The 21,296-nt window shown below is 61.4% G+C and carries 19 protein-coding genes and 1 pseudogene; 1 reads left to right on the forward strand and 19 read right to left on the reverse strand.

The features are described 5' to 3' along the window. Window positions 1-58: 58 nt before the first annotated feature. From EWR20_RS10465 to EWR20_RS10505, 9 genes and pseudogenes are all read right to left on the reverse strand, one after another. Window positions 59-784: a DUF4345 domain-containing protein gene (locus EWR20_RS10465; protein WP_129360623.1), complete on the reverse strand. Its 726-nt coding sequence runs from the start codon at window positions 782-784 to the stop codon at window positions 59-61. A gap of 69 nt (window positions 785-853) precedes the next feature. Then, window positions 854-1,315 carry a hypothetical protein gene (locus EWR20_RS10470; RefSeq protein ID WP_129360624.1) on the reverse strand — a complete coding sequence of 154 codons (462 nt, stop codon included), beginning with the start codon at window positions 1,313-1,315 and terminating at the stop codon, window positions 854-856. Between the two features lie 31 nt (window positions 1,316-1,346). Beyond that, window positions 1,347-1,718, reverse strand: coding sequence for a hypothetical protein (locus EWR20_RS10475; RefSeq protein WP_129360625.1), 372 nt, complete (start codon window positions 1,716-1,718; stop codon window positions 1,347-1,349). Then, window positions 1,715-2,776, reverse strand: coding sequence for a tRNA pseudouridine(55) synthase TruB (gene truB / locus EWR20_RS10480; protein WP_129360626.1), 1,062 nt, complete (start codon window positions 2,774-2,776; stop codon window positions 1,715-1,717). The genes EWR20_RS10475 and truB overlap by 4 nt, the downstream gene beginning before the upstream one ends. A 168-nt stretch (window positions 2,777-2,944) precedes the next feature. Further along, window positions 2,945-3,379: pseudogene (rbfA, locus tag EWR20_RS10485) on the reverse strand (30S ribosome-binding factor RbfA); the annotation flags it as partial. Window positions 3,380-3,523: 144 nt separating this feature from the next. Beyond that, window positions 3,524-6,523, reverse strand: coding sequence for a translation initiation factor IF-2 (gene infB, locus EWR20_RS10490; protein WP_129360628.1), 3,000 nt, complete (start codon window positions 6,521-6,523; stop codon window positions 3,524-3,526). Window positions 6,524-6,675: 152 nt separating this feature from the next. After that, window positions 6,676-7,032: a YlxR family protein gene (locus tag EWR20_RS10495; protein ID WP_129360629.1), complete on the reverse strand. Its 357-nt coding sequence runs from the start codon at window positions 7,030-7,032 to the stop codon at window positions 6,676-6,678. 150 nt (window positions 7,033-7,182) lie between these two features. Beyond that, on the reverse strand, window positions 7,183-8,172 hold the full coding sequence (nusA, locus tag EWR20_RS10500) for a transcription termination factor NusA (protein ID WP_129360630.1): 990 nt from the start codon (window positions 8,170-8,172) through the stop codon (window positions 7,183-7,185). A 122-nt stretch (window positions 8,173-8,294) separates the two neighbouring features. Beyond that, a complete protein-coding gene (locus tag EWR20_RS10505) occupies window positions 8,295-8,942 on the reverse strand; it encodes a ribosome maturation factor RimP (RefSeq protein ID WP_165001019.1) in 648 nt (215 codons plus the stop codon). A 99-nt stretch (window positions 8,943-9,041) separates the two neighbouring features. Between EWR20_RS10505 and EWR20_RS10510 the strand changes: the two genes are divergently transcribed. Next, entirely contained in the window at window positions 9,042-10,097 is a 1,056-nt protein-coding gene (locus tag EWR20_RS10510; RefSeq protein ID WP_129360632.1) for a hypothetical protein, read from the forward strand. Window positions 10,098-10,149: 52 nt separating this feature from the next. Here EWR20_RS10510 and EWR20_RS10515 read toward each other — a convergent pair whose 3' ends face one another. From EWR20_RS10515 to tsf, 10 genes are all read right to left on the reverse strand, one after another. Beyond that, complete coding sequence (locus EWR20_RS10515) at window positions 10,150-10,944, reverse strand: sulfite exporter TauE/SafE family protein (RefSeq protein ID WP_129360633.1); 795 nt, start codon at window positions 10,942-10,944, stop codon at window positions 10,150-10,152. A 62-nt stretch (window positions 10,945-11,006) separates the two neighbouring features. After that, entirely contained in the window at window positions 11,007-12,821 is a 1,815-nt protein-coding gene (locus EWR20_RS10520; RefSeq protein WP_129360634.1) for a proline--tRNA ligase, read from the reverse strand. A gap of 95 nt (window positions 12,822-12,916) precedes the next feature. Then, the gene (locus tag EWR20_RS10525) at window positions 12,917-13,855 is read right to left on the reverse strand and encodes a GNAT family N-acetyltransferase (protein ID WP_129360635.1); all 939 of its coding nucleotides are present in this window, start codon (window positions 13,853-13,855) and stop codon (window positions 12,917-12,919) included. Between the two features lie 19 nt (window positions 13,856-13,874). Further along, window positions 13,875-15,200 (reverse strand): M50 family metallopeptidase, encoded by a 1,326-nt coding sequence (locus EWR20_RS10530; RefSeq protein ID WP_129360834.1) that lies wholly within the window; start codon window positions 15,198-15,200, stop codon window positions 13,875-13,877. Window positions 15,201-15,356: 156 nt separating this feature from the next. Beyond that, window positions 15,357-17,213: an ABC transporter ATP-binding protein gene (locus EWR20_RS10535; protein WP_129360636.1), complete on the reverse strand. Its 1,857-nt coding sequence runs from the start codon at window positions 17,211-17,213 to the stop codon at window positions 15,357-15,359. Window positions 17,214-17,316: 103 nt separating this feature from the next. Further along, on the reverse strand, window positions 17,317-17,937 hold the full coding sequence (locus tag EWR20_RS10540; RefSeq protein ID WP_129360637.1) for a DivIVA domain-containing protein: 621 nt from the start codon (window positions 17,935-17,937) through the stop codon (window positions 17,317-17,319). Window positions 17,938-17,964: 27 nt separating this feature from the next. Then, the gene (locus tag EWR20_RS10545; RefSeq protein WP_129360638.1) at window positions 17,965-18,813 is read right to left on the reverse strand and encodes a phosphatidate cytidylyltransferase; all 849 of its coding nucleotides are present in this window, start codon (window positions 18,811-18,813) and stop codon (window positions 17,965-17,967) included. Continuing rightward, window positions 18,813-19,370 (reverse strand): ribosome recycling factor, encoded by a 558-nt coding sequence (gene frr, locus EWR20_RS10550; protein WP_129360835.1) that lies wholly within the window; start codon window positions 19,368-19,370, stop codon window positions 18,813-18,815. Before frr ends, EWR20_RS10545 begins: the two co-directional genes overlap by 1 nt. Window positions 19,371-19,530: 160 nt before the next feature. Continuing rightward, window positions 19,531-20,265: a UMP kinase gene (gene pyrH / locus EWR20_RS10555; RefSeq protein ID WP_129360639.1), complete on the reverse strand. Its 735-nt coding sequence runs from the start codon at window positions 20,263-20,265 to the stop codon at window positions 19,531-19,533. Window positions 20,266-20,381: 116 nt separating this feature from the next. After that, window positions 20,382-21,212, reverse strand: coding sequence for a translation elongation factor Ts (tsf, locus tag EWR20_RS10560; RefSeq protein WP_129360640.1), 831 nt, complete (start codon window positions 21,210-21,212; stop codon window positions 20,382-20,384). Window positions 21,213-21,296 lie beyond the last annotated feature (84 nt).

Genomic DNA, 21,296 nt, shown 5'->3' on the forward strand with positions numbered 1-21,296 from the left:
GAGCCGCGGCCATCAGTCTAGTCCTTGTGCGGTCGCACTGCCGTTCCCGAGGGGGCAGTTATGAACGCTTTTTACCGCGTTTGTTCCGGGGTGCGGCCTGCGGGGCACCCTGAGACATTTCGGTACGAATACGATTGGCCTTGCTGATCCAGGCGTGCCAGACCAGCAGGCAGGGCGGGATCACGAGGTCGAGCACCATGACCACGATCATTACGGCATGGGGAAGTCCGAAAATCGCCCACGAGAAGATTCGGCCTATTCCGCCGAGGAAGATCATGAGGCAGACGAACCACAGGACGTTGGCCCATTTGAACTTGACGGCAATCGCGACGAAAGCTGCTCCCACGCCGCACAGAACCGCTGCGAGGGCTCCGTACGACGAGGCCACGGTGGCGCTGGAGTCCTCCGTCTCACCAGGCAATGAAGCCGTTCCGGCGAAGATCTGCCATACGCCGTATGCAATGATCACCAAACCATAGAGTGCAACGACGGTCCGGAAGATTCCCCAGTCCTGCTGTTTGCCGGGCTTGGACGACGTCTTGGCCGGCCCTGGGGTGCTGGATGTCTTCTTCCGGGTCTGTTCAGCACGAGGCTGGCGAGGTTGCTGCCTCGTCCGAGGTTCGGATGCCTCGGTCCGTCCCGGTCCTGCAGTCGAGGACGGCTCGGCGCTATCTCGCGACGTTCCGGTCGGACCGGTCGACTCCGATTCCGGGCTGTTTTCCCACGGGCCCCTGGGGTGGCCGTTCTGCTCGTTGTTGTTCTCCGGGCTGGACGGATGAGTCACGATTGGCTCCTTTCACGGAGTATCAGATCTGTCTTGCACCACTTTATGGCCGATGGGGCCGGTCATGGTCTACTTCGCGCGTTCAACGCCTCGGCCGGGTCGGTTTCGATACAGCCACAGGAGCCCGATAATAGGCAAGACCAAAGGCACATAGCCGTACCCGGAGCCGAAATGCGACCACACGGATGCCAACGGGAACAGATCCGGTCGAAGGTAGGAGAAGATTCCGACGGCGATCACGCCGCACAGCTCGATGGCAATGGCCCACACGGCCGCCCAGTACGCTCCCAGACCTTTGCGCGCCAAGGAAATGGTCGCGTAGATGTAGATCGCGGCGGCGACTCCGGAAAGGACGAAGGAGACGGGCGCCTCATCGAATTTGGCGATGATTTGGTAGAGCGCACGGGCCCCGGCCGACAGGGAGAATATCGCGTACACGGCCACCAGGAGCATTCCGGGGCCTTTGGATTTCGCGGCAGGGCCCCGGGTCTGATGTGCGGCGTTCGCCTCGACGTCGTTCATGTCAGTCATGACCTCTCTGATGGGTCTCTCGGGATGGGACTCAGTAGTAATACCACAGTACGTTCATGCGTTGGACCATCACGAGGATGATCGGTCCGGCAACGGCCAACATCAGCGTTGACCACCGGGTCCTTTCGGTCAGCGACCACACGAAAGTCCCTGCGGGAATCAGCATTGCGGTCAGCAGATAACCGTAATACTCCCAGGCATCACCCGAGGGCCCATCGGTCACTATTTGCATCACAATCGAGCCGATCAGATACACCACGAGGAAAGCCTCGAGGACCAGGACGGAGCCCTGTGAGAAGTCGTCCGGAACCTTGCCGCGGAGGAACTGCACCAAGCAGACCAGCGCCGACAAGAGGCCCAGGACCAGAGCGATCCAGAACCACAGATCATAACCCGCGATCATGAATCAGCCGTCCTTTCCGCTTCGACCGGAAAAGTCGTGCCCGATCGAAACACGAGGTGCGGAACCGCGACATCGAGCCCTCGGCGGCGCTGGTTCTGGGCCAGCGCAACCAAGGTCCCGTCCGGGGCGAAACCCGCGGCCAATTCGCATGCCGGAACGATGTCGTTGGCTCGCTTCCCACTGGCCTCGGAGGCACCTGCTTCGGTCTGAGCGTTTGGGGTGATCCACCGGCCGTTCGAGAGCGAGGTTGCCTCGTCATTGTTCAGATTCCGGCGCACAAAGATTCTCTCCGCCGCACGTTCGACCGAAAGCATGGGGATGGTACGGCCTTTGTCCCTCGCCTGGGCCAGTTCTTCAAGCGTCGAGGAGTCGTCTATAGATACCTCGCCGATATTCAATCGGTTCAGGCGCGTCAGATGGCCTCCCACACCGAGCCGTGCACCCATGTCGCGGGCCAACGCCCGAATATAGGTGCCGGAGGAACACGAAACCGTGACGTCGACGTCGACCACGGATGTCTCCCTCGAGCCCTCGCATGTGGCCGTGACGCGCCGAATGTCATGGACGTCGAAGGAATCAATCGTAACCGGACGGGCCTCGAGCTCGACGTCCTGCCCCGACCGGACCCTGGCATACGACCTGACTCCGTCGACCTTGATCGCGGATACCGACGACGGAACCTGCAGGATCCGGCCCGTCAGTTCGGTGACCGCGGCGTTGATCGCGGATTCTTCGAGGGAGTCCACAGTGGCGGGGTCAGCGGTGATGCTCACCTCGCCCTCGGAATCGTCGGTCACGGTCCCCTGCCCCAGTCGGATCGTCGCACTGTAGGTCTTGGACTCGCCGCTGACCCAGGTGAGCAATTTGGTGGCCTTGTTGACGCCCAGAATGAGTACGCCGGTGGCCATCGGGTCCAAAGTCCCAGCGTGACCGACACGCCGCGTACCGATTATCTTCCGCATTCGGGCGACGACGTCGTGGCTGGTCAGGCCTGCTGGTTTGTCGACGACGACGAGGCCCGAGGGAACGTCATCGTGGCGGTCGCGATGCCGTGCCACCTACTCGGTATCCTCCGGTGCCTCGCGGACCTCTTTGGCCCCTGAATCGGGATCGCTGCTGGAGCCGTCTCCGAAGTCTTCCTCGACCGGATCGTAGGCGGTTCGAAGGTTGTCGCTGTCCCCGCGGGCAGCGTCCATGTGGGGCGTCGCGACGGCGTCGTCCGTGCCCTGTGCTTCCGTCTCTTCGTCCTCGCGTCGGTATGGATCGGCATCACCGGCGAAAGCTTTTCCTTCGGCGGCCTCGGCCAGTTCGGCGTCGCGGGCACGGGCCTGCCTCAAAATTTCCTCGAGGTGGCTCGCATTCACGGGAACTTCGTCCGCGACGAAAGTCAGCGTCGGCGTCAGGCGAGCCGTAATATTCTTCCCGACCTCCGAACGGAGGATGCCTTTCGCCGATTCGAGGGCGGCGCGGGTGCCTGCCTGTTCCTCTTCGGTCCCGTAGACCGTGTAGTAAACAGTGGCGTGCTGAAGGTCATTGGTGACCCGAGCATCCGTGACCGTCACGAAGCCGAGGCGGGGATCCTTGATTCGGCGTTCGAGGGCTTGGGCCACGATGACCTTGATGCGGTCCGCCATGCGAGCCGCGCGGGCTGCGTCAGCCATGATCTCTCCTCATGTCATTGCGCCCTGATGGGCGCGGAAAATTGTGCATTCCGTGGAAAACGGGCCGGTGTCCAGGTTACTCCTGGACACCGGCCCGATGCTTCTTCAACCGCTACTTAGGCGGCAGGTCCTTCAACCACGCGATCAGTCGCGGGGCTTCTCCTGCATCTCCCACGTCTCGATCATGTCGCCTTCCTTGATGTCGTTGAAGGATCCGAGCCCAATACCGCACTCGTAACCGTCACGGACCTCGGTTGCATCGTCCTTGAAGCGACGCAGCGACTCGATGTTGAGCGAATCCGCAATCACGTTGCCGTCACGCACCAGGCGAGCCTTGGCATTGCGGCGAATGAGACCGCTCCGCACGATCGAGCCGGCGATGTTGCCCCACTTGGAAGAGCGGAAGACCTCGCGGACTTCTGCGGAACCAAGGTCGACTTCCTCGTACTCGGGCTTGAGCATGCCCTTGAGGGCCTGCTCGACCTCGTCGATGGCCTGGTAGATGACGCTGTAGAACTTCATCTCGACGCCTTCGCGGTCGGCGAGTTCGGTGACTCGCTCGGCCGGACGGACGTTGAAGCCGATGATGATCGCGTTATCCACGGTGGCCAAGTTGACGTCGTTCTGGGTGATAGCACCGACGCCACGGTGGATCACACGCAGCTGAACCTCATTGCCGTCTCCGACCTCGATCTTGAGCAGCGAATCCTCGAGAGCCTCCACGGCACCCGAGACGTCGCCCTTGATGATGAGGTTGAGCGTGTCCATCTTGCCTTCGGCCACGGCCTCGTCGAAGGACTCGAGCGTGACGCGCTTGCGGCGCTTGGCCAGTTGAGCGTTGCGGTCCGCCGCCTCGCGCTTTTCAGCGATCTGACGAGCAGTGCGCTCTTCCTGTGTCGACAGGAACGTGTCGCCTGCCCGCGGAACCGTGGAGAGGCCCAAGACCTGCACGGGGCGCGAAGGACCGGCCTCTGCGACGTTCTGACCGTTCTCGTCGAACATCGCTCGGACACGGCCGTGGGCAACGCCCGCGACAATGCTGTCACCGACGTGCAGCGTACCGGACTGGACCAGCACGGTCGAGACCGCACCACGTCCCTTGTCCAGGTTCGCTTCGATCGCGACACCGCGGGCTTCCTTATCAGGGTTGGCCTGCAGTTCGAGCGCGCCGTCGGCGGTCAGGCAGATGGCTTCGAGCAGTTCCTCGATGTTCTGGTTCTGACGAGCCGAAACGTCGACGAACATGGTCTCACCACCGTATTCCTCGGGCACCAGACCGTATTCGGTCAGCTGTCCGCGGATCTTGTCCGCGTTCGCGCCTTCCTTGTCGATCTTGTTGACCGCGACCACGATCGGCACGTTGGCCGCCTGGGCGTGGTTCAAGGCCTCAACGGTCTGGGGCATGACGCCGTCATCGGCGGCGACGACGAGCACGGCGATGTCCGTGACCTTCGCACCGCGGGCACGCATAGCGGTGAACGCCTCGTGACCTGGGGTATCGATGAAAGTGATCAGGCGGTCGGTGCCGTCCACATTGGTTGTGATCTGGTAAGCGCCGATGTGCTGGGTAATGCCGCCGGCTTCACCTTCGATCACATTGGTGTGGCGGATGGCATCCAACAGACGGGTCTTGCCGTGGTCAACGTGACCCATCACGGTGACTACGGGGGGACGCGCTTCGAGCTGCTCTTCGGTCTCTGCCTCACGCTCGGCGTCGAGGTTGATGTCGAAGGATTCGAGGAGCTCGCGCTCCTCGTCCTCGGGCGAGACAATCTGGACCCTGTAGCCCAGCTCTTCGCCCAGCAATTCGAACGTCTCCTGGTCCAAGGACTGGGTTTGTGTCGCCATCTCACCCAAGTGGATGAGGACGGTGACCAGTGCGGCCGGGTTGGCGTTGATCTTCTCCGCGAAGTCCATGACCGAAGCCCCGCGACGCATGCGTACGACAGTATCGCCGTTGCCCCGGGGAACGACGACGCCGCCCACCGCAGGTGCCTGCATCTGCTCCAACTCATGGCGCTTTGCCTGCTTCGACTTGCGCTGCTTCCGACGTGAATTTCCGCGTCCGAAAGCACCCTGGGCATTGCCACGTCCGCGACCGCCGCCGCGCGGAGGACCACCGGCACTCGGGCCACCACGACGGGGACCATTCCCCCCGCCGGGGCTGCCGCCACCGGGCCGTCCGCCGACGTTCGAGGGCATCTTGGCCGGCATCATGTTCGGGCTAGGACGATTTCCACCGGATGCGGCCGGGCGAGGAGCATTCCCCCGCTGGCCGCCTGCACCCGCGCCAGCGGCGGGCCGAGGTCCGGCAGGACGCGGTCCGCCCTGTCCCTGTCCTTGTCCCTGGGCGGGACGCGGTGCACCGGGACGCGGTCCGCCTTGTCCCTGTCCTTGTCCCTGGGCGGGACGCGGGCCACCGCGGCGATTGCCGTTGTTGCTGCCGCGCATGCCCTGCTGGGAGCTGAACGGGTTGTTGCCGGGACGCGGGGCACCGGGCTTGGGCGCACCTCCACGTGATGCTGCGGGACGGGGTCCTGGGGTCGGCACCGAGCCGGGCTTGGGCGCGGAGGAATCCGTGCGCATGCCCTGCTGGGAACTGAACGGGTTGTTGCCGGGACGAGTCCCGGGCTTGGGCGCGTTGCCCGATTTGGAAGCCGAGTCCTGGTCAGACTTTTCCTGGGCCTTTTCGTCGGACTTCGCGGATGCAGCCTCGGTCGGCGACGGAGTCGGTTCCGGCTGTGCTGCGGGCTTCTCTTCCGCAACGGCCGCCTTTTCTTCCGCTGCCGGCTTGGGGGCCGGCTTCCCTGCTGTAGCAGGGGTTGGCCCGGAAGGCTTGGGCTTCGCGCCGGGCTTGGGTGCAGCCGGCGTCGCCGGTGCAGGCGCCTCGGCCTTGTTGGTCTCGGCCTTCTGATCAGAGGGCTCGGATGTAGTGGACGCCTTCTTGCCTCCGGACTTTTTGCCCGGCTCAGAAGGTGACTGTGCGCGGTCCGCAAACGCGGCGCGCAGTTTTTTCACCACGGGGGGTTCCACCGTGGAGGATGCACCACGAACGAATTCGCCCAAGTCTTGAAGCTTGGCGATCGCTTCCTTCGAGGTGATGTTGAGCTCTTTCGCGAGCTCGTGAACGCGGGGCTTGGCCACATTACTCCTGTCTCGGTCTGCGCCGAAACAGGCACAAACCGCTTAATTCCGTATAAGGCTCCCGGCAATCACATAATTGCCTTGGGACTCGCCGTTTGCAGAGCACAGTGAAGTACTCATTGCGCGGCACTCATCGGGTTTCCATCGGTTTTCTACTCGCTTTCTTCAGACGCTTGTGCGTCCGTTGATTGAGCTAGGGGGTGTTCCTCAGTGGCCGCATAACGCCGCAGGACGGCGTTTTCTTCCGCGCACCACTGACCTTCGAGGTGTTCGGAATCGACTCGGGTACGGAAAGATCTGGCGAATGCCTTGGTCTTGACCGCCCGGTCCAAACACTCCTGGTCAGGGTGTAACCAGGCGCCACGTCCTTGAAAGGACCTTTTGGGATCCAGGACGACGACGCCAGTTTGCGCTCCCTGCGACCGTTGCAGGACCACACGTACTAGTGCGGTTTGATCTTCGCTCCGCCGACAGCCGATGCACGTACGAATACCGGGAGGGGAAGACATAGGCTTTCCCCTTTCCGGACCGCTCCTGCTTGCTCGGGCCGTCGCTCGCAGTCGATGACCGCATTCCAGTCTATCCCCCCACCGGGCGTTTCCCCCAAAGATTCGGCAAAATACACCGTCCCGTGTGAGGACCGTTACCAGAATGACCGGTTATTCGGCGAGATCCGCCGCCCGCGCCTTGGACTCGGAGACGATGTCGATGCGCCAATTCGTCAGTTTCGCGGCCAGACGTGCGTTCTGGCCTTCCTTTCCGATCGCCAGGGAGAGCTGGTCGTCCGGGACGATGGCCCGGGCCTGGAACCTGCCCTGGGGATCCACCTCGACCGAGGCGACTCGAGCAGGGCTCAGAGCGCCGGCAATGTAGTCGGCGGGGTCCTCGGAGTAGCTGACGATATCAATTTTCTCGTTGTTGAGTTCGGAAGTCACGGCTCGGACGCGCGAGCCCATTTCTCCGATGCAGGAACCTTTGGCGTTGATCCCTTCCCTCGTCGCCCTCACTGCAATTTTGGTGCGGTGACCGGCCTCGCGAGCGATCGACATGATTTCGACGGAACCGTCCTCAATCTCCGGCACCTCGTGTTCGAAAAGACGTCGAACCAAGTCCGGGTGGGAGCGGGACAGCGTGATCGATGGGCCCTTGAACCCGCGACGGGCTTCGACGACGAATGCGCGGATGCGGGATCCATGAGAGTAGCTTTCGCCGGGCACCTGTTCGTGCGGGGGAAGAACACCTTCCACGGTTCCCAGGTCGATCTGGACCATGTTGTTCCGACCGCCCTGCTGGATCTGCCCGGAGACGAGCTGCCCCTCACGGTCGCGGAAGTCGCCAAGGACCTGATTGTCCTCGGCTTCACGCAATCGCTGGAAAATCACCTGCCGGGCCGTGGCCGCAGCAATGCGACCGAAGTTGCGCGGAGTGTCATCGAATTCACCGATGACCTCGCCGTTTTCGTCGATCTCCGGAGCCATAATGCGCACGTGCCCTGTATCGCGGTCTACGATGGCACGCGCGTTGCGGATCGCACCGGGGTTCTTCTCGTACGCCAGCAATAGAGCGGACTCGATCATCTGGATCAGCTGACCGACTGGGATGTCACGCTCCTTCTCCAAGAGTCGGAGGTTGCTCATGTCGATGTCCATTGCTGGCCTTTCCTTGCTCTATGTGCCAAAGCACCGGAACGCTTCAGCGCTCCGGTACCCGACTGGGCCTGGATCCTGTGCTGGGCGGCCCCTGTGTTCCGACTTATTCTAGCCGGGATGTCCTAGTGGCTGAACTCGATTTCTACCTGGGCCGCTTCGACGTCCTCAACCGAGATCTCCTCCGGTTCCAGATACTTCGCCGGAACGCCTTTGGGAGTCTGTCTCCGACGTGCAATCGTCGCGGTACGACCGTCCGTTTCTTCGAGGCGCGCGACGAAGGTCTCGCCGCCCGAAAGGCGCAGACTGAGGAGCCGGCCTCGCGACCGCTTCCAGTGACGAGGCTCGGAAAGCATGCGGGTTGCACCGGGGGATGTCACCTCGAGCAGGTATGTCTCTTCCGGGTCTCCTTCGGTCCGGTCCAGGGTCTCGGAAATTGCTCCGGAGACCTCGGCGATGGTGTCCAGACTGACGCTGCCTTCCTCGTCTTCCTGAAGATCGACGACGACCGTCACGGTCTGGTTCTTTCCTGCGCCGCGGGCGCTGACCTCTTCGAGAACCAGGTTGAACTGCCCGACGACCGGCGCAATGGCCTCCCGCAAGGAAGGCAAGTCCAGCGTGTCGGACAGAGAATTCCTCGGATGAGCTTGGTCCGAGTATCCGGCGTTGGCCTTCATCCGAGCGGTCCGACGGCGTTGACGAGAAGTGTTCTTGCTGGTGGTGGACTTGGGGTTCGAGCCGTTGTTGGCCAAGAGACCTCCTGTAATGGTCATGTCATGTCCTCTCCCCAGGTTAGCGCCCACAGCCCTGCCCGACATGCCATGATGGTGAGTTGACCCAGGACCGCAACGCATCAGAGGAAACACGTTCGGATGAAAACTTCCGCCGCAAAGACCATTTTTGTTTTCTTGCTGATCGTGCTCTTGCTCCTGGCAGCAGTCTCAGGGTTCGTCTGGTGGCGAACCACACACAATCAGGGCGGCGTCGCAGCCCAACAGCAGGCGGCGGCGGAGCTGAAAAGTCTTCAAGCGGCCGTCCGGAGTTCGGGTGTCGCCGGGTCCCAGAAGGACAGCCTCGAATCGGATCTCCACGAGCAGCTCGATGCGCTGAATCGTTCAGCGGTCGAGGACGCCCAGCCTGAGGAGGATCACGCGCCTCAGGACGTACCCGGCCTGGCACAACGGATGACTCAGAGCTCACAACGCATTTACGATCTCGCTTCAAACACAGGCCTGTCCTCGGACGAGTCCGCCACTTTGACCTCCATCTCGGTCGGTCAATGGGCCACGGTCCAGCTCTTGAATGGGACCTTGGCCGAGGTCGATGACCCGTCGTCGGCGGCGAGCAGGGAGCTCAAGGACCTCACCGGTTTAGGGCAGAACGAGGCGTTGAAGGCCGACGGGTTGTGCCCTGCCATGTCCGACGATGCCAAGGACAAGGCCTCCGGGGGCGCTGGTTCCCAACAAGCCGACGACGGATCGAATGCGGAAGATTCCGAAAACCTCACGAAGGTTCTGACGGGTCTCTATACGTCGACCTGGTCCGAGTCCTACTTCCAGGCCCGCCAGGACGTCGACAACATACCGAAAGACACCTCGGACCGGATCGTGGTCGCCGCCAAGATTCATTCTTCTCAGCTTCAGCAGCTGCGTGCCGGGTTGGATCAGAATTGCTCCGCGATGCCGCAGCCGAAGGCCGCCTACAAACTCCCCCATGGTGCTGCACGGGACCCGGGGAAAATCATGGCCGAACAGGCGGATCATCTCGGCAGCGAATCGATCGGGGTGATCCGATCCCAGAAGCCGGGTAAGTCCGATGCTCAGGGATCTGGTTCCTGGACCGCTTGGGGTGCCCGTTCGCTGGCTCTCAACACCGCGATCTCGACCCAGATCAGCGGGGATGTGCCGGCCCTGCCCGGAATTTCCTGACGGATGGCCCCACAGCGGGGTACTGGAATCGGGCGCTGAACAAGTCTCGTCCCTATGCGATCACGTCGCCGTAAACATCCCAGCCGGTTTTGACGATCAAAACGGCCACCACGGCCAGGAACACGACGCGGATAAACCTGTTCCCTTGAGACACGGCACTTCTGGCCCCGGTATAGCCTCCGGCCATGTTGGCGATTCCCAGAAGCAGTCCCAGAGCCCAGACCACCGAACCGTGGAACCCGAAAAACGCCAAGGCACCGAGATTCGTCGCCATGTTGACGACTTTGGCCTGCGCGCTGGCCCGCAAGAAGTTCTGGCCGAGCAGCGTGATGAGACCGATGATCAGAAATGACCCCGTTCCTGGGCCGAGAACACCGTCGTAGAAACCTATGACGAGTCCCAGCGCCGTCGAACGAACGAGCACAGTCCGGGAATCCATCGTGGGCTTGGTCAATGTCCCCGCATTCGGTTTGAGCACGGTGAACACGGCCACCGCGACCAGGGCCGCGAGGATCACGGGTTTGAAAACTGCTTGGGGCAGGGATGCGGCCACCGCGGCTCCCGCGAAACTGCCGAAGAAGGCGACGCCCGCCATCGGCAACGAGGGCCGGAGAGGCGTCGTCGTGCGACGGAAGTACGTCACCGCGCTGGTGCTGGTTCCGAGCAGCGAACCGAATTTGTTGGTTGCGAGGGCCTGCACCGGAGTCATGCCCGGGATCATGAGCACAACGGGCAATTGAATCAGACCGCCACCGCCCACCACGGCATCAACCCAACCGGCCAGGAATCCGCCGACGAGTACAAGAACCAGGGTGCTCGGATCCAGGGATTCGATTCCCGCGATCACCTTCCGAGTACCCCTCTTTCATTCAGCTCTTTCGTTCAGCGGCTCACGTCATAGATCGCGGTTCAGCCGTCGGAAGCGACCGACTTGGTTTCTTTCACCACTTCGTCCACCACAATCGAGATGTCGACCTCGCGGGATTCACCACTGATCCGGTCCTTGATCTCGACCTTGCCGTCCTTGTAGCCGCGTCCTATGACCAGGATCGTCGGAACACCGAGCAGCTCGGCGTCACCGAACTTCACACCGGGAGACGCTTTGGCTCGGTCGTCGAAGATCACCTGCAAGCCAGCTCGTTCCAACTGCTCCACGATGCCTTCGGCACCGCTCATGATTTCCTCGCCCTTGCCGGCGGCGACCACATGAACATCCGCAGGCGCCAGGTCGCGGGGCCAGATCAGACCCCGCTCATCGTGATTGGATTCGGCAATGGCCGCGAGCGCTCTGGTGACGCCGACACCGTACGAACCCATGGTCACGGTGACGAGTTTGCCGTTGGAGTCCAGTACGCGAAGCCCCAGGGCATCCGCGTATTTGCGACCGAGAGCGAAGATGTGACCCATCTCGATTCCGCGAGCGGTATGCAAAGGCCCCGAACCATCCGGAGCCTGGTCGCCTTCACGGACTTCGCACGCTTCGACGACACCGTCCCAGGTGAAATCGCGACCGGCGACCAGATCGAAAACATGTCGACCTTGCAGGTTCGCGCCCGTTATCCAGGCGGAGCCCTCGACCACGCGGGGATCCACGAAATACGGAATGCCGGTCGTCGACTCGGTGCCCAGAGTAGCGGCATCGGTGCTCAGACCGGGCCCGATGTAGCCCTTGACGAGCATCGGGTAGCTACGCAGATCGGAGTCGTCGGCTTGGTTCACCTCGACTTCGCCGCCGACTTCCAGGGCGTCACTGAGGCTGACTTCGAGTCGCTTGAGATCGACGGCCCGATCCCCGGGCACGCCGACGGCGACGATCTGTTTCTCCCCGCTCGGAAGGGTTACGGCCACCAGAAGGTTCTTCAGGGTGTCCGCTGCCGTCCACTGTTGACCGTCCTTCGCGTGAAGCGCATTGGCTTGGGCAACGAGGGTATCGATGGTCGGCGAATCCGGCGTTTCCTCGACGTGCGCGGCCGCCAGTCCCTCGATGTCGATGGCCTCGGGGGCCACGGTCGTGACGGCTTCGACATTGGCCGCGTATCCCCCTTCGGAACGGACAAAGGTATCTTCGCCGATGGGCGTCGGGTGCAGAAATTCCTCGGAGCGTGAGCCGCCCATGGCACCGGACTGCGCCTGAACGATGACGATCTCCAGACCCAAGCGTTTGAAGATTCGCTGGTAAGCGCCTCGATGTGCTTGGTAGGCCTCTTCGAGGCCTTGGTCGTCCACGCTGAAGGAGTAGGAATCCTTCATAATGAATTCACGACCGCGCAGAAGACCCGCACGGGGGCGTGCTTCATCACGGTATTTGGTCTGGATTTGGTACAAGGTCACCGGCAGATCCTTGTACGAGGAATACATGTCCTTGACCAGGAGCGTGAACATCTCCTCATGCGTAGGCGCCAAGAGGTAATCCGCGTCCTTGCGGTCCTTCAGGCGGAAGAGATTCTCTCCGTACTCCACCCAACGGTTGGACGTTTCATACGGCTCACGGGGCAGCAATGCTGGGAAGTGGACTTCCTGGGCGCCGATCGCATCCATTTCCTCGCGGACGATCGCCTCGACCTTGGTCAGGACCCGTAGGCCCAGCGGCAACCACGAATAGATGCCGGGGGCCGCTCGGCGGATGTAACCGGCGCGCACCAGGAGTTTATGGCTATCCACTTCCGCGTCGACCGGGTCTTCGCGAAGGGTGCGGAGGAAAAGCGAGGATAGGCGAATGGCCAACTATGAAGTCCGTTTCTTTGAGGTGCCGGTTGTCTCTCGGATAAGTCTAAAGGAGCCCACCGTGGAGTACATACCAGCAGGACAGGAGGCGCCGGTTACATCAGGATCGTCGAGAAGGTGCCGACCTGTTGGAAACCGACGGCTCGGTACAGCGCGCGAGCCGGACCGTTGTAGTCGTTGACGTACAGGCTGATCCTCGAAAACCGCGGGGCGATCAGCTCGCAAGCCTGCGCCATGAACGCTTCGGAAAGTCCTTGGCCCCTGAGCCGGGGAGCAAGCCACACGCCCTGGAGCTGGCACATGTCCTGCGCTGCGAGGCCAAGGTCCGTCTTGAAGATCACCTCTCCCCTCCTGTCCGTGGCAACGACCGTACGGCCCGATCGGACGGTCTCGAGAACTCGTTGTGAGTATCCCTCCGGGTTGTGTTCCATCGGCGAGTACCCGACTTCCTCGGTGAACATTGACACGCTCGCAGGCAGGAGCGCTTCCAGGTCACTCGGTACGGCCCACCGTACCGGGGACAATCCGGACGTGGTTTCCCGGTGCGCCACGCGACGGGCGGTCTCGTGATCGACCAGGGCCATGAGCGGCTGTTGTGGGCGAATGTCGAAAGGCCGGGGCAGGCCGCCGCGAATCAGATCCCACAGGGGCATGACGAATTCTGCGGGGCCGAACAAGGAGGCGGGCCTTTTGTGGGTCCGCAGGACGTAATCCGCAACCCGGGAGAAGTGGTGACGTTCCAGACGGATGGGGACCAGATTCGCGCCGAACCACACTGCTCCCGTCAGCTCGGAGAGTTCGGTTTTTCCCATCTCTTCAGACGGTTCGAAGACGCCGAGAAAAGGCGAGGCAGAATGCATCCGCGTCAGGAACGAGGGGCGCGGCAGACCGATGCGCTCATAATGCTCCAGCGGGAACAGGTTGGCCACGGGAGATTGGTTGATCAATCCGAGGAGGCTCTCGGTATCGTCGACGGTCAAGGGACGAACGGTCGGCCCCGAGATACGATCTGCGCGTTGCGTCAGGAATTTCACGAAGTCATGGCTCCCGGGGTCATAGGATTTTCACCGGGTCGAAAATGTCCGCGGCGATCAGCAGGACCGACATCCCCATGAAGGCCACCGCAACCACGTAGGTCAGAGGCAGCAACCTGATCGGGTCGAAATGACCGGGGTCGGCTTTCTTTCTCAACCGTGCCCAGAACCGCCGTATTCCTTCCCATAGGGCGCCTGCAACGTGACCACCGTCCAAAGGCAGAAGCGGAATCAGGTTGAAGACGAAGAGGCTGAAGTTCAAGGTTCCCAGAACAGAGACGATGTAGGCCGCTTTGGTTTTGGTGGTGATGTTTTGAGTAGAGGCCACTTCTCCCGCCACACGCCCGACTCCGACCACCGACATCGGAGAATCGGCAGGTCGTTCTTTCTGGGTGAAGAGCGCAACCCCTACGTCCCAAACCCGCAGCGGAAGCTTGATGATGACGCTGCCGATCTGGTTGAAGGTTTGCCCGATCACCGGTGGAATCTCGGAAATGCTCCCGGCTTTGAGGTCCTGCTCGGGGCTGATCCCGATGAACCCGACCTCTTGCGTCTGGGTCTTGCCCTCGGTGTCTGTCTGGGGGACACCGGCGGCATCGGTCACGGGACGTTGGGTGATCATCGGGCTCATGCTCAGACTGACTTCGCGGCCGTCCCGGTCGACGACCACGGGTACGTCCTGGTTGCCGTGTTCACGAATGAGACGACTGAGCTGATCCCAGGAGTCGATATCCTGATTCGCGAAACGCACGATCTTGTCGCCCGGCTTGATCCCGGCCTCATAGGCGGGTGCCGCTGGGTCGTCTGCCCCGCATTCGGTTTTCTGCTCTTCCTGACCGGCCTGGACCTTTTGAATGCATTGATTGACCGCCGAAACTTTGGTGGTCGGCTGGGCCGTCCCGAAGGACAGAACCACGACACTCAGGCAGAGGATTCCGATCAAGAGATTCATGCAGGGCCCGCCCAGCATGATGATGATTCGCTTGTAGATCGGCAATTGGTAGAACTGACGGTTCTCGTCCCCCGGTTGCAGGCGCTCGGCCTCCATGCTGCGCGTTTCCGAGACCATCTGTTGGACGAGCCCGGTCGAATCGCTCGTGATCTTCTCGCCGTTCTTGTCCGGAGGATACATCCCGATCATCGAGATATACCCGCCTAGCGGTATGGCCTTGAGCCCGTACTCGGTCTCTGCCTTTCGCCGGGAGAAAATGGTTTTGCCAAAACCGATCATGTATTGGGTGACCCGGACATTGAATAATTTGGCGGGCACCAAATGTCCGACTTCGTGGAGCGCGATCGACAGAGCGATGCCCACAGCCATGATGAGGACGCCGACCACGAACATGAGCCATGACCCGCCCAGAACTTGAGAAAGATCCACTAAAGTCTCCCGTCCGTTCCCATCGTGGACGGTTTTCCGCCCCCGCGCTCGATTCTACGGACTCTCGACCGCATTAATGGCTCCTACGGACCGGTGTACCACCGACGACCACGCATGGGCTCATCCCACAATGCCGAATTTCTTGAGACGTTGGCGGTCCGCCGCGGTGGCCGACATCTGCAATCGCAACAATTCAGAGTAAATCCCGCCCGAGGACGCAAGCTCACTGGGAGTTCCGATCTCACGGATCCTGCCGTTCTCCAGTGTCACGATGCGGTCGACAGCCGAGATCGTGGACAGTCGATGCGCGATGATCAGACTCGTTCGGCCGACCATCAGTCGGTCGAGGGCATCCTGAACGATTCGCTCGGACCGAGTATCCAGGGCGCTCGTCGCTTCATCAAGGATCAGGATCGGCGCGTCCTTGAGAATCGCCCTGGCTACGGCGATCCTCTGTTTCTGTCCGCCCGAAAGCTTCAGCCCCCGCTCCCCGATCAGCGAGTCGTAGCCGTCGGCGAATTTCCGGACGAAGATGTCAGCGTTGGCTTGTTCCGCAGCTTTCACGATGTCTTCACGGCTCGCATCGGGCCGAGCGTAGGCGATGTTCTCCGCGATTGTTCCCGAGAAGAGGGAGGCGTCCTGGAAGACCATTCCCATCGCGGCCCTCAATTGGCCAAGGGTCGACGTCGAGGTGTCGAACCCCGCGACGGCTACTTTTCCCTTCGTAGGCATGTACAGACCTTGCAGAAGGGACATCAGGGTCGATTTGCCGCCTCCTGACTCGCCAACGAAGGCTACTTTCTCTCCACGGGCGATCGAGAGCGTGATGTCTTCGAGAACCGCCTGTTCGCCGTCATAGGCGAAAGAGACGCGGTCGAAGGTGATGACGGGGTCCGGCAGCCGGTCAGTGCGCGGGGTCGCCGGCTCAGCTACGGCAGGTGTTTCGGGCGAAACCTGTTGGATCGTTCCGGTCACCGTCGGGGCCACAACGGAGCCGGCGCGAGGATCATTCGGCAGATTCATGACCTCGAAGTACTCCCGCGAGCCCGCAATCGCGCGCTGGGCCGAGTCGATGATCCACGAGAGCATCGCGACCGGCTGCGACGCCATGGCCATGAGCTGGATCATGAGCACCATGTCGCCCAAGGAGAAATCGCCTTCGAGTGTCTTCCAGAAGATCAGCAGGTACATCGCGAAGAACACGAGGTTGAGGACGGACCTCCGGTAGTTGTCCATGCGGTGCCAATGCCGAGACTGGTCTTTCGTCAGGGATACGGTGTCCGTGAAGTGACGGGTGAACGCCGCTAATTCCCTGGCTTGGGTTCCGAAGGACTTGACCACCCTCAGCTGGGAGATGACTTCGTTGAATCGGCCCCCAGCCAGGTCGATGTGCTCGTTCTTGTCCCGCTCCCAGACTTGCCATTTCTTGCTAGTCAACCCGGTCAGCCAGAGATACATCGGATAAATGATCAGCAGGAGAACCGCCAGGGGCCAGTAATAGACGAACATGATGACTAGCACGGCGATGGTGGTGATGATCGTCGAGAAGAAGTTGTTCGACATCGACTTGATGAAGAAGGTGACTTCCGCGATCGACCGGTTCAGCCGGGAGACCACGGACCCGGTGAGTTGAGTATCGAAATAGCTCTGGGGAAGGCTCAACAGCTTGTGGAAATACCGGGTAGATAGCAGGGAACGCATCCGTTGCCCCATGATGTCGCCCAGGTATCCGCCGTAGTTGGAGATGAAGGTGCTGAACAGCTGCATGATCAGATAGAGGCCCGCAAACGTGAAGATGATGCGAGCGGTCGAGTCGCCGTGCCCGTTGAGGGCCGCGACCACAGCATCCGTCGCGAACTTCAAGACGAATGGCGTCGCCAGGGAAGCGATTGCCGTCAAGACCGAACAGATGAGGATACCGACGTAAAACGGCCAGAGGGATCCGGTGGCCTTCATGATGCGGAATATGCTCCGCATAGTACTTCTCCTTCCAAAGCACGACGTCGTGGTGCCGGAAGGATCACGGCGGTCTCAGCCTCAGGCCCCGGAGGGTAAAGGCTGTGCACCGCCGTGCCACGCGTCAGCGCAATGCTTGGGTCAGCTGAATGGCCTTCTCCAGGAAGGCATCCACCTGCGCTTCGTCATAGGCATGTTTGGATGTGGCCGCTCGGAATGAGGCCCGTCGAATCAAGGTCGGCTTGACATCGTCGCTGTGACGGAAATACTCCAACAGGTCCGCGCACAGGCTGTCGACATCGCCCACAAAGTAGCCTTCGATGCGACGTCGCGCCGGTCGCCTGAATCGCTCACCGTCACTTCTCTTCAAGCGACCCATCACGAGGTCAGCCAATTGCGAGGCGTACTCGTGCCACGCCTCTTGACCGTTCCGCTGAATCGATGTCTGTTTCTCCACAGCGGCGAATCTGTCCTCGTAGGACTCCAATGCGAAGTCCACGTCCGCGGGTTCGTATCCGCCCTTCTCGGGTTCGAACTCCACAGCGCGGATCTCGGCCGCGGTGATAGCGCCCCCGGATGGACCTTGTCGCAGCAATTCCACGTCCCTGCCGCACCGATCCAGAATATCCCGCACCTGTCGAACAGAATACCCGCTCTTCTTGGGAGCGACCCGACCGATTCGGCCTAGTTCTTGTGTAGCCGAAATAGAGTCGTCGTTCTGTTCCGGAACGGATGAGCCGGGCATGTATTCCTCCAGTGAGCGTTGAATGGGTCAGACCAGAAGTGCTGCAAAGATGACGTATCCAATGGCGGCTGCGAAGACGATTGAGTCGAGCCGGTCCATGACGCCGCCGTGACCAGGCAAGATGTTGCTCATGTCCTTGATCCCGATTTCTCTTTTGACCATGGATTCGGACAGATCTCCTACGGTGGAAGCGACCACCAGAAGGACGGCTATCACAATGCCGTTCCACCATGGCGCACCCAGCAGGAAGACCGCGCACAATACTCCCACGATCATGGACCCGATCATGGACCCGGCAAAGCCTTCCCAGGTTTTTTTGGGGCTAATCCTAGGTGCCATGGGGTGTTTACCGAAGAACACGCCGGCAATGTAGCCCCAGGTGTCATTACCTATGGCCATGAGGACGATCGTGAACACCTTTGCAGCACCGTTGTCCTCGCGGAAAATCAGGACTGCCAACGCGAGCATGAACGGAACCCAGCACATCACGAAGATCCCGCCCATGATGGACAGCAACATCCCGGATTTCTGCCCGAACGCTCGCCACAGTGTCAAGAGACTGACGGCGCCCAACACGGAAAGTATCAGCGCTTCTCCCCCGCCGAAATACGCGGCGAAAGGGAGCAGGGCGCCCGTGACGACGGCTGGAATGATCGGCACGCGCATCCCGCGCTTGTGGTTCAGAGCTTGGCCGACCTCCCAGGTTCCCACGGCCGCCGCCAGAGCGGCGACGGCCACGATCACCATCGGAACGAAGAACAGCCCAATGACGACGACGACCACCAGGGTCGCGCCGACCCCGATAGCCGCAGGGAGGTCTCTACCTGCCCGAGACTTCTTCTCTGGGGTCGACGAAGACTCTGTAGGAGACGACATCAGACCTCGAGAAGCTCGGCTTCCTTGCGCTTGAACAGATCGTCGATCTGGTCGATGTGCTTCTTGGTGATGGAATCAAGTTCCTTTTCGGCGCGGTTGCCTTCGTCCTCGCCCGCGTCCCCGTCCTTGACGATCTTCTCGATCGCGGTCTTGGCCGTGCGGCGGATGTTGCGAACGGCCACGCGGGCATCCTCGGCCTTGCCGGAAACCATGCGCACATATTCCTTGCGGCGCTCTTCGGTCAATTCGGGCATCACGATGCGAATCACATTGCCGTCGTTGGCGGGATTCGCGCCCATATCGGAATCTCGCAAAGCTTTCTCGATGTCGCCCAGGGCCGACTTGTCGAAAGGCGTAATGAGAAGGGTACGTGCTTCCGGGTTCTGGAAGGAAGCCAACTGCTGCAAGGGTGTCGGGGTTCCGTAGTAGCTCACCAGGACGCCCGAGAACAACGAGGGGTTGGCACGGCCAGTACGTACCGCGGCGAAGTCGTCCTTCGCCGTGTCGACCGCTTTGCCCATCTTGGTACGGGCTTCGGACAGGGAATCTTCGATCAATTCGATCTCCTCATTCGGTGTAGTCACACCCATTCGGATGTGGCCTAGACAGCCGCCGCCGACCGGCCAGGAAAGACCGGGTACGGCACCGTCTAAAGTCTCCTTGATTCAGTTTAGCGACCTGATTCGGGGACGGGCGAACCCATCCGGCCTCGTCACGCTAGGCAGTGACTAGGGTTCCGATTTCTTCACCGAGGATCGCGCGGGCAACGTTGCCCTCGCCCTGCATGCCGAATACGCGCATCGTGACGTTGTTGTCCTTGCAGAGGCTGAATGCCGTCTGGTCCATGACGCGAATGTTCCGTTGCAGGGCCTCGTCGTAGGTCAGGTGAGTCAGACGTTCCGCGGTGGGGTCGACCTTGGGGTCGGCAGTGTAGACACCGTCGACACCGTTCTTGGCCACGAGCACCTCGTCCGCACGGATTTCCAAGGCTCGTTGCGCCGCGACCGTGTCGGTCGAGAAATATGGAAGACCTGCCCCTGCCCCGAAGATCACCACACGATCCTTCTCCATGTGCCGGATGGCCCGACGCGGAATGTAATTCTCCGCTACCTGAGCCATTTCGATGGCCGACTGCACGCGAGTGTCCACACCGCTCTGCTCCAGGATGTCCTGGAGCGCCAGGGAATTCATGACCGTTCCGAGCATGCCCATGTAATCGGCGCGGGACCGATCGAGGCCCGCGGAAGACAATTCGGCGCCCCGAAAGAAATTGCCGCCACCGACGACGATCGACGTTTCAGCCTGACCAACCGTCGAAGCGATCTGTTCGGCGAACTTCCGTACCACGGCCGTGTCGATACCGACGCGGCCGCCGCCGAAGACCTCCCCGGAAAGCTTGAGCAAGACCCTGCGGCGCTGCGGTTCGGCTGAAGGGGCGGTATTGACGGACATGGATCCTCCTGGGCTCTTGACCCTGCGTTCTCGTGGTTGGGCTGGTCGTCCCCAGCTAGCTTACGCAAAGAGGGAGCGTCCACACATGGTGGACGCTCCCTCAAACACTTCGTTGATCAGTTGCCAACTCGGAAGCGGACAAAGCCGGTGGCCTTGGCACCTGCCTCTTCCAGCACCTGTCCGACGGACTTCTTTGAGTCCTTGGCGAAGTCCTGATCGACCAGGGTGTTCTCCTTGAAGAAGCCCTTCAGGCGGCCCTGAACGATCTGCGGAATGATCTTCTCGGGCTTGCCCTCGGAACGCGCGGTCTCCTCGGCAATGTGACGCTCGGATTCGACCTGCTCGGCCGGGATGCCCGACTCGTCCAGGAACTTGGGAGCCATCGCTGCGATGTGGACGGCGACGTCGTGTGCGACCTCGTCCGCGTCCTTGCCATCGACGGCGAGCAGGACACCGACCTGGGCCGGGAGGTCCTTCGACGTCTTGTGGAGGTAGACGGCAACGTTCTCGCCCTCGAGGCGAGCAACGCGGCGCACAACGACCTTCTCACCGAGAAGGGCGCCGGCCTCGGTGACCTGCTCCTCCACGGTCTTGCCATTCGAGGTGGCCTTGAGAAGGTCCTCGAGGTTGTCGACGTCGGCGCTCACTGCCGCATCGAGAACCGAGTTGCCGAATTCGATGAACGGGGCCGATTTCGCCACGAAATCGGTCTCCGAGTTGACCTCGACGAGATAGCCGACACCGTTCTCAACGCGCGCAGCGACGAGACCTTCGGCGGTCGCTCGACCTTCACGCTTGGTCACGCCCTTGAGGCCCTTCACGCGGATGATCTCGAGAGCTTTCTGCTGATCTCCCTCGGCTTCGTCCAAAGCCTTCTTGACATCGAGCATGCCGGCACCGGTGCGCTCGCGCAGCGCCTTGATATCGGCTGCAGTGTAGTTCGCCATGTGAACTCCTTAGGTTTTTTGATGAGCACGTGAACGCAAGGCCGGGCCGGTGCGGCCCGGCCTTGCGGATACTGTGCGGTCCGA

It is taken from the genome of Rothia uropygioeca, assembly GCF_004136585.1.
GTDB lineage: Bacteria > Actinomycetota > Actinomycetes > Actinomycetales > Micrococcaceae > Rothia.

Bases quoted from the DNA above. Each gene is read 5' to 3' on its own strand.
- EWR20_RS10470 (WP_129360624.1), bottom strand. From the start codon at position 1,315: ATGACTGACATGAACGACGTCGAGGCGAACGCCGCACATCAGACCCGG.
- EWR20_RS10475 (WP_129360625.1), bottom strand. From the start codon at position 1,718: ATGATCGCGGGTTATGATCTGTGGTTCTGGATCGCTCTGGTCCTGGGC.
- EWR20_RS10495 (WP_129360629.1), bottom strand. From the start codon at position 7,032: ATGTCTTCCCCTCCCGGTATTCGTACGTGCATCGGCTGTCGGCGGAGC.
- nusA (WP_129360630.1), bottom strand. From the start codon at position 8,172: ATGGACATCGACATGAGCAACCTCCGACTCTTGGAGAAGGAGCGTGAC.
- EWR20_RS10505 (WP_165001019.1), bottom strand. From the start codon at position 8,942: ATGACCATTACAGGAGGTCTCTTGGCCAACAACGGCTCGAACCCCAAG.
- EWR20_RS10510 (WP_129360632.1), top strand. From the start codon at position 9,042: ATGAAAACTTCCGCCGCAAAGACCATTTTTGTTTTCTTGCTGATCGTG.
- EWR20_RS10530 (WP_129360834.1), bottom strand. From the start codon at position 15,200: ATGTTCGTGGTCGGCGTCCTCATCATGGCTGTGGGCATCGCTCTGTCG.
- EWR20_RS10535 (WP_129360636.1), bottom strand. From the start codon at position 17,213: ATGCGGAGCATATTCCGCATCATGAAGGCCACCGGATCCCTCTGGCCG.
- EWR20_RS10540 (WP_129360637.1), bottom strand. From the start codon at position 17,937: ATGCCCGGCTCATCCGTTCCGGAACAGAACGACGACTCTATTTCGGCT.
- EWR20_RS10545 (WP_129360638.1), bottom strand. From the start codon at position 18,813: ATGTCGTCTCCTACAGAGTCTTCGTCGACCCCAGAGAAGAAGTCTCGG.
- pyrH (WP_129360639.1), bottom strand. From the start codon at position 20,265: ATGTCCGTCAATACCGCCCCTTCAGCCGAACCGCAGCGCCGCAGGGTC.
- tsf (WP_129360640.1), bottom strand. From the start codon at position 21,212: ATGGCGAACTACACTGCAGCCGATATCAAGGCGCTGCGCGAGCGCACC.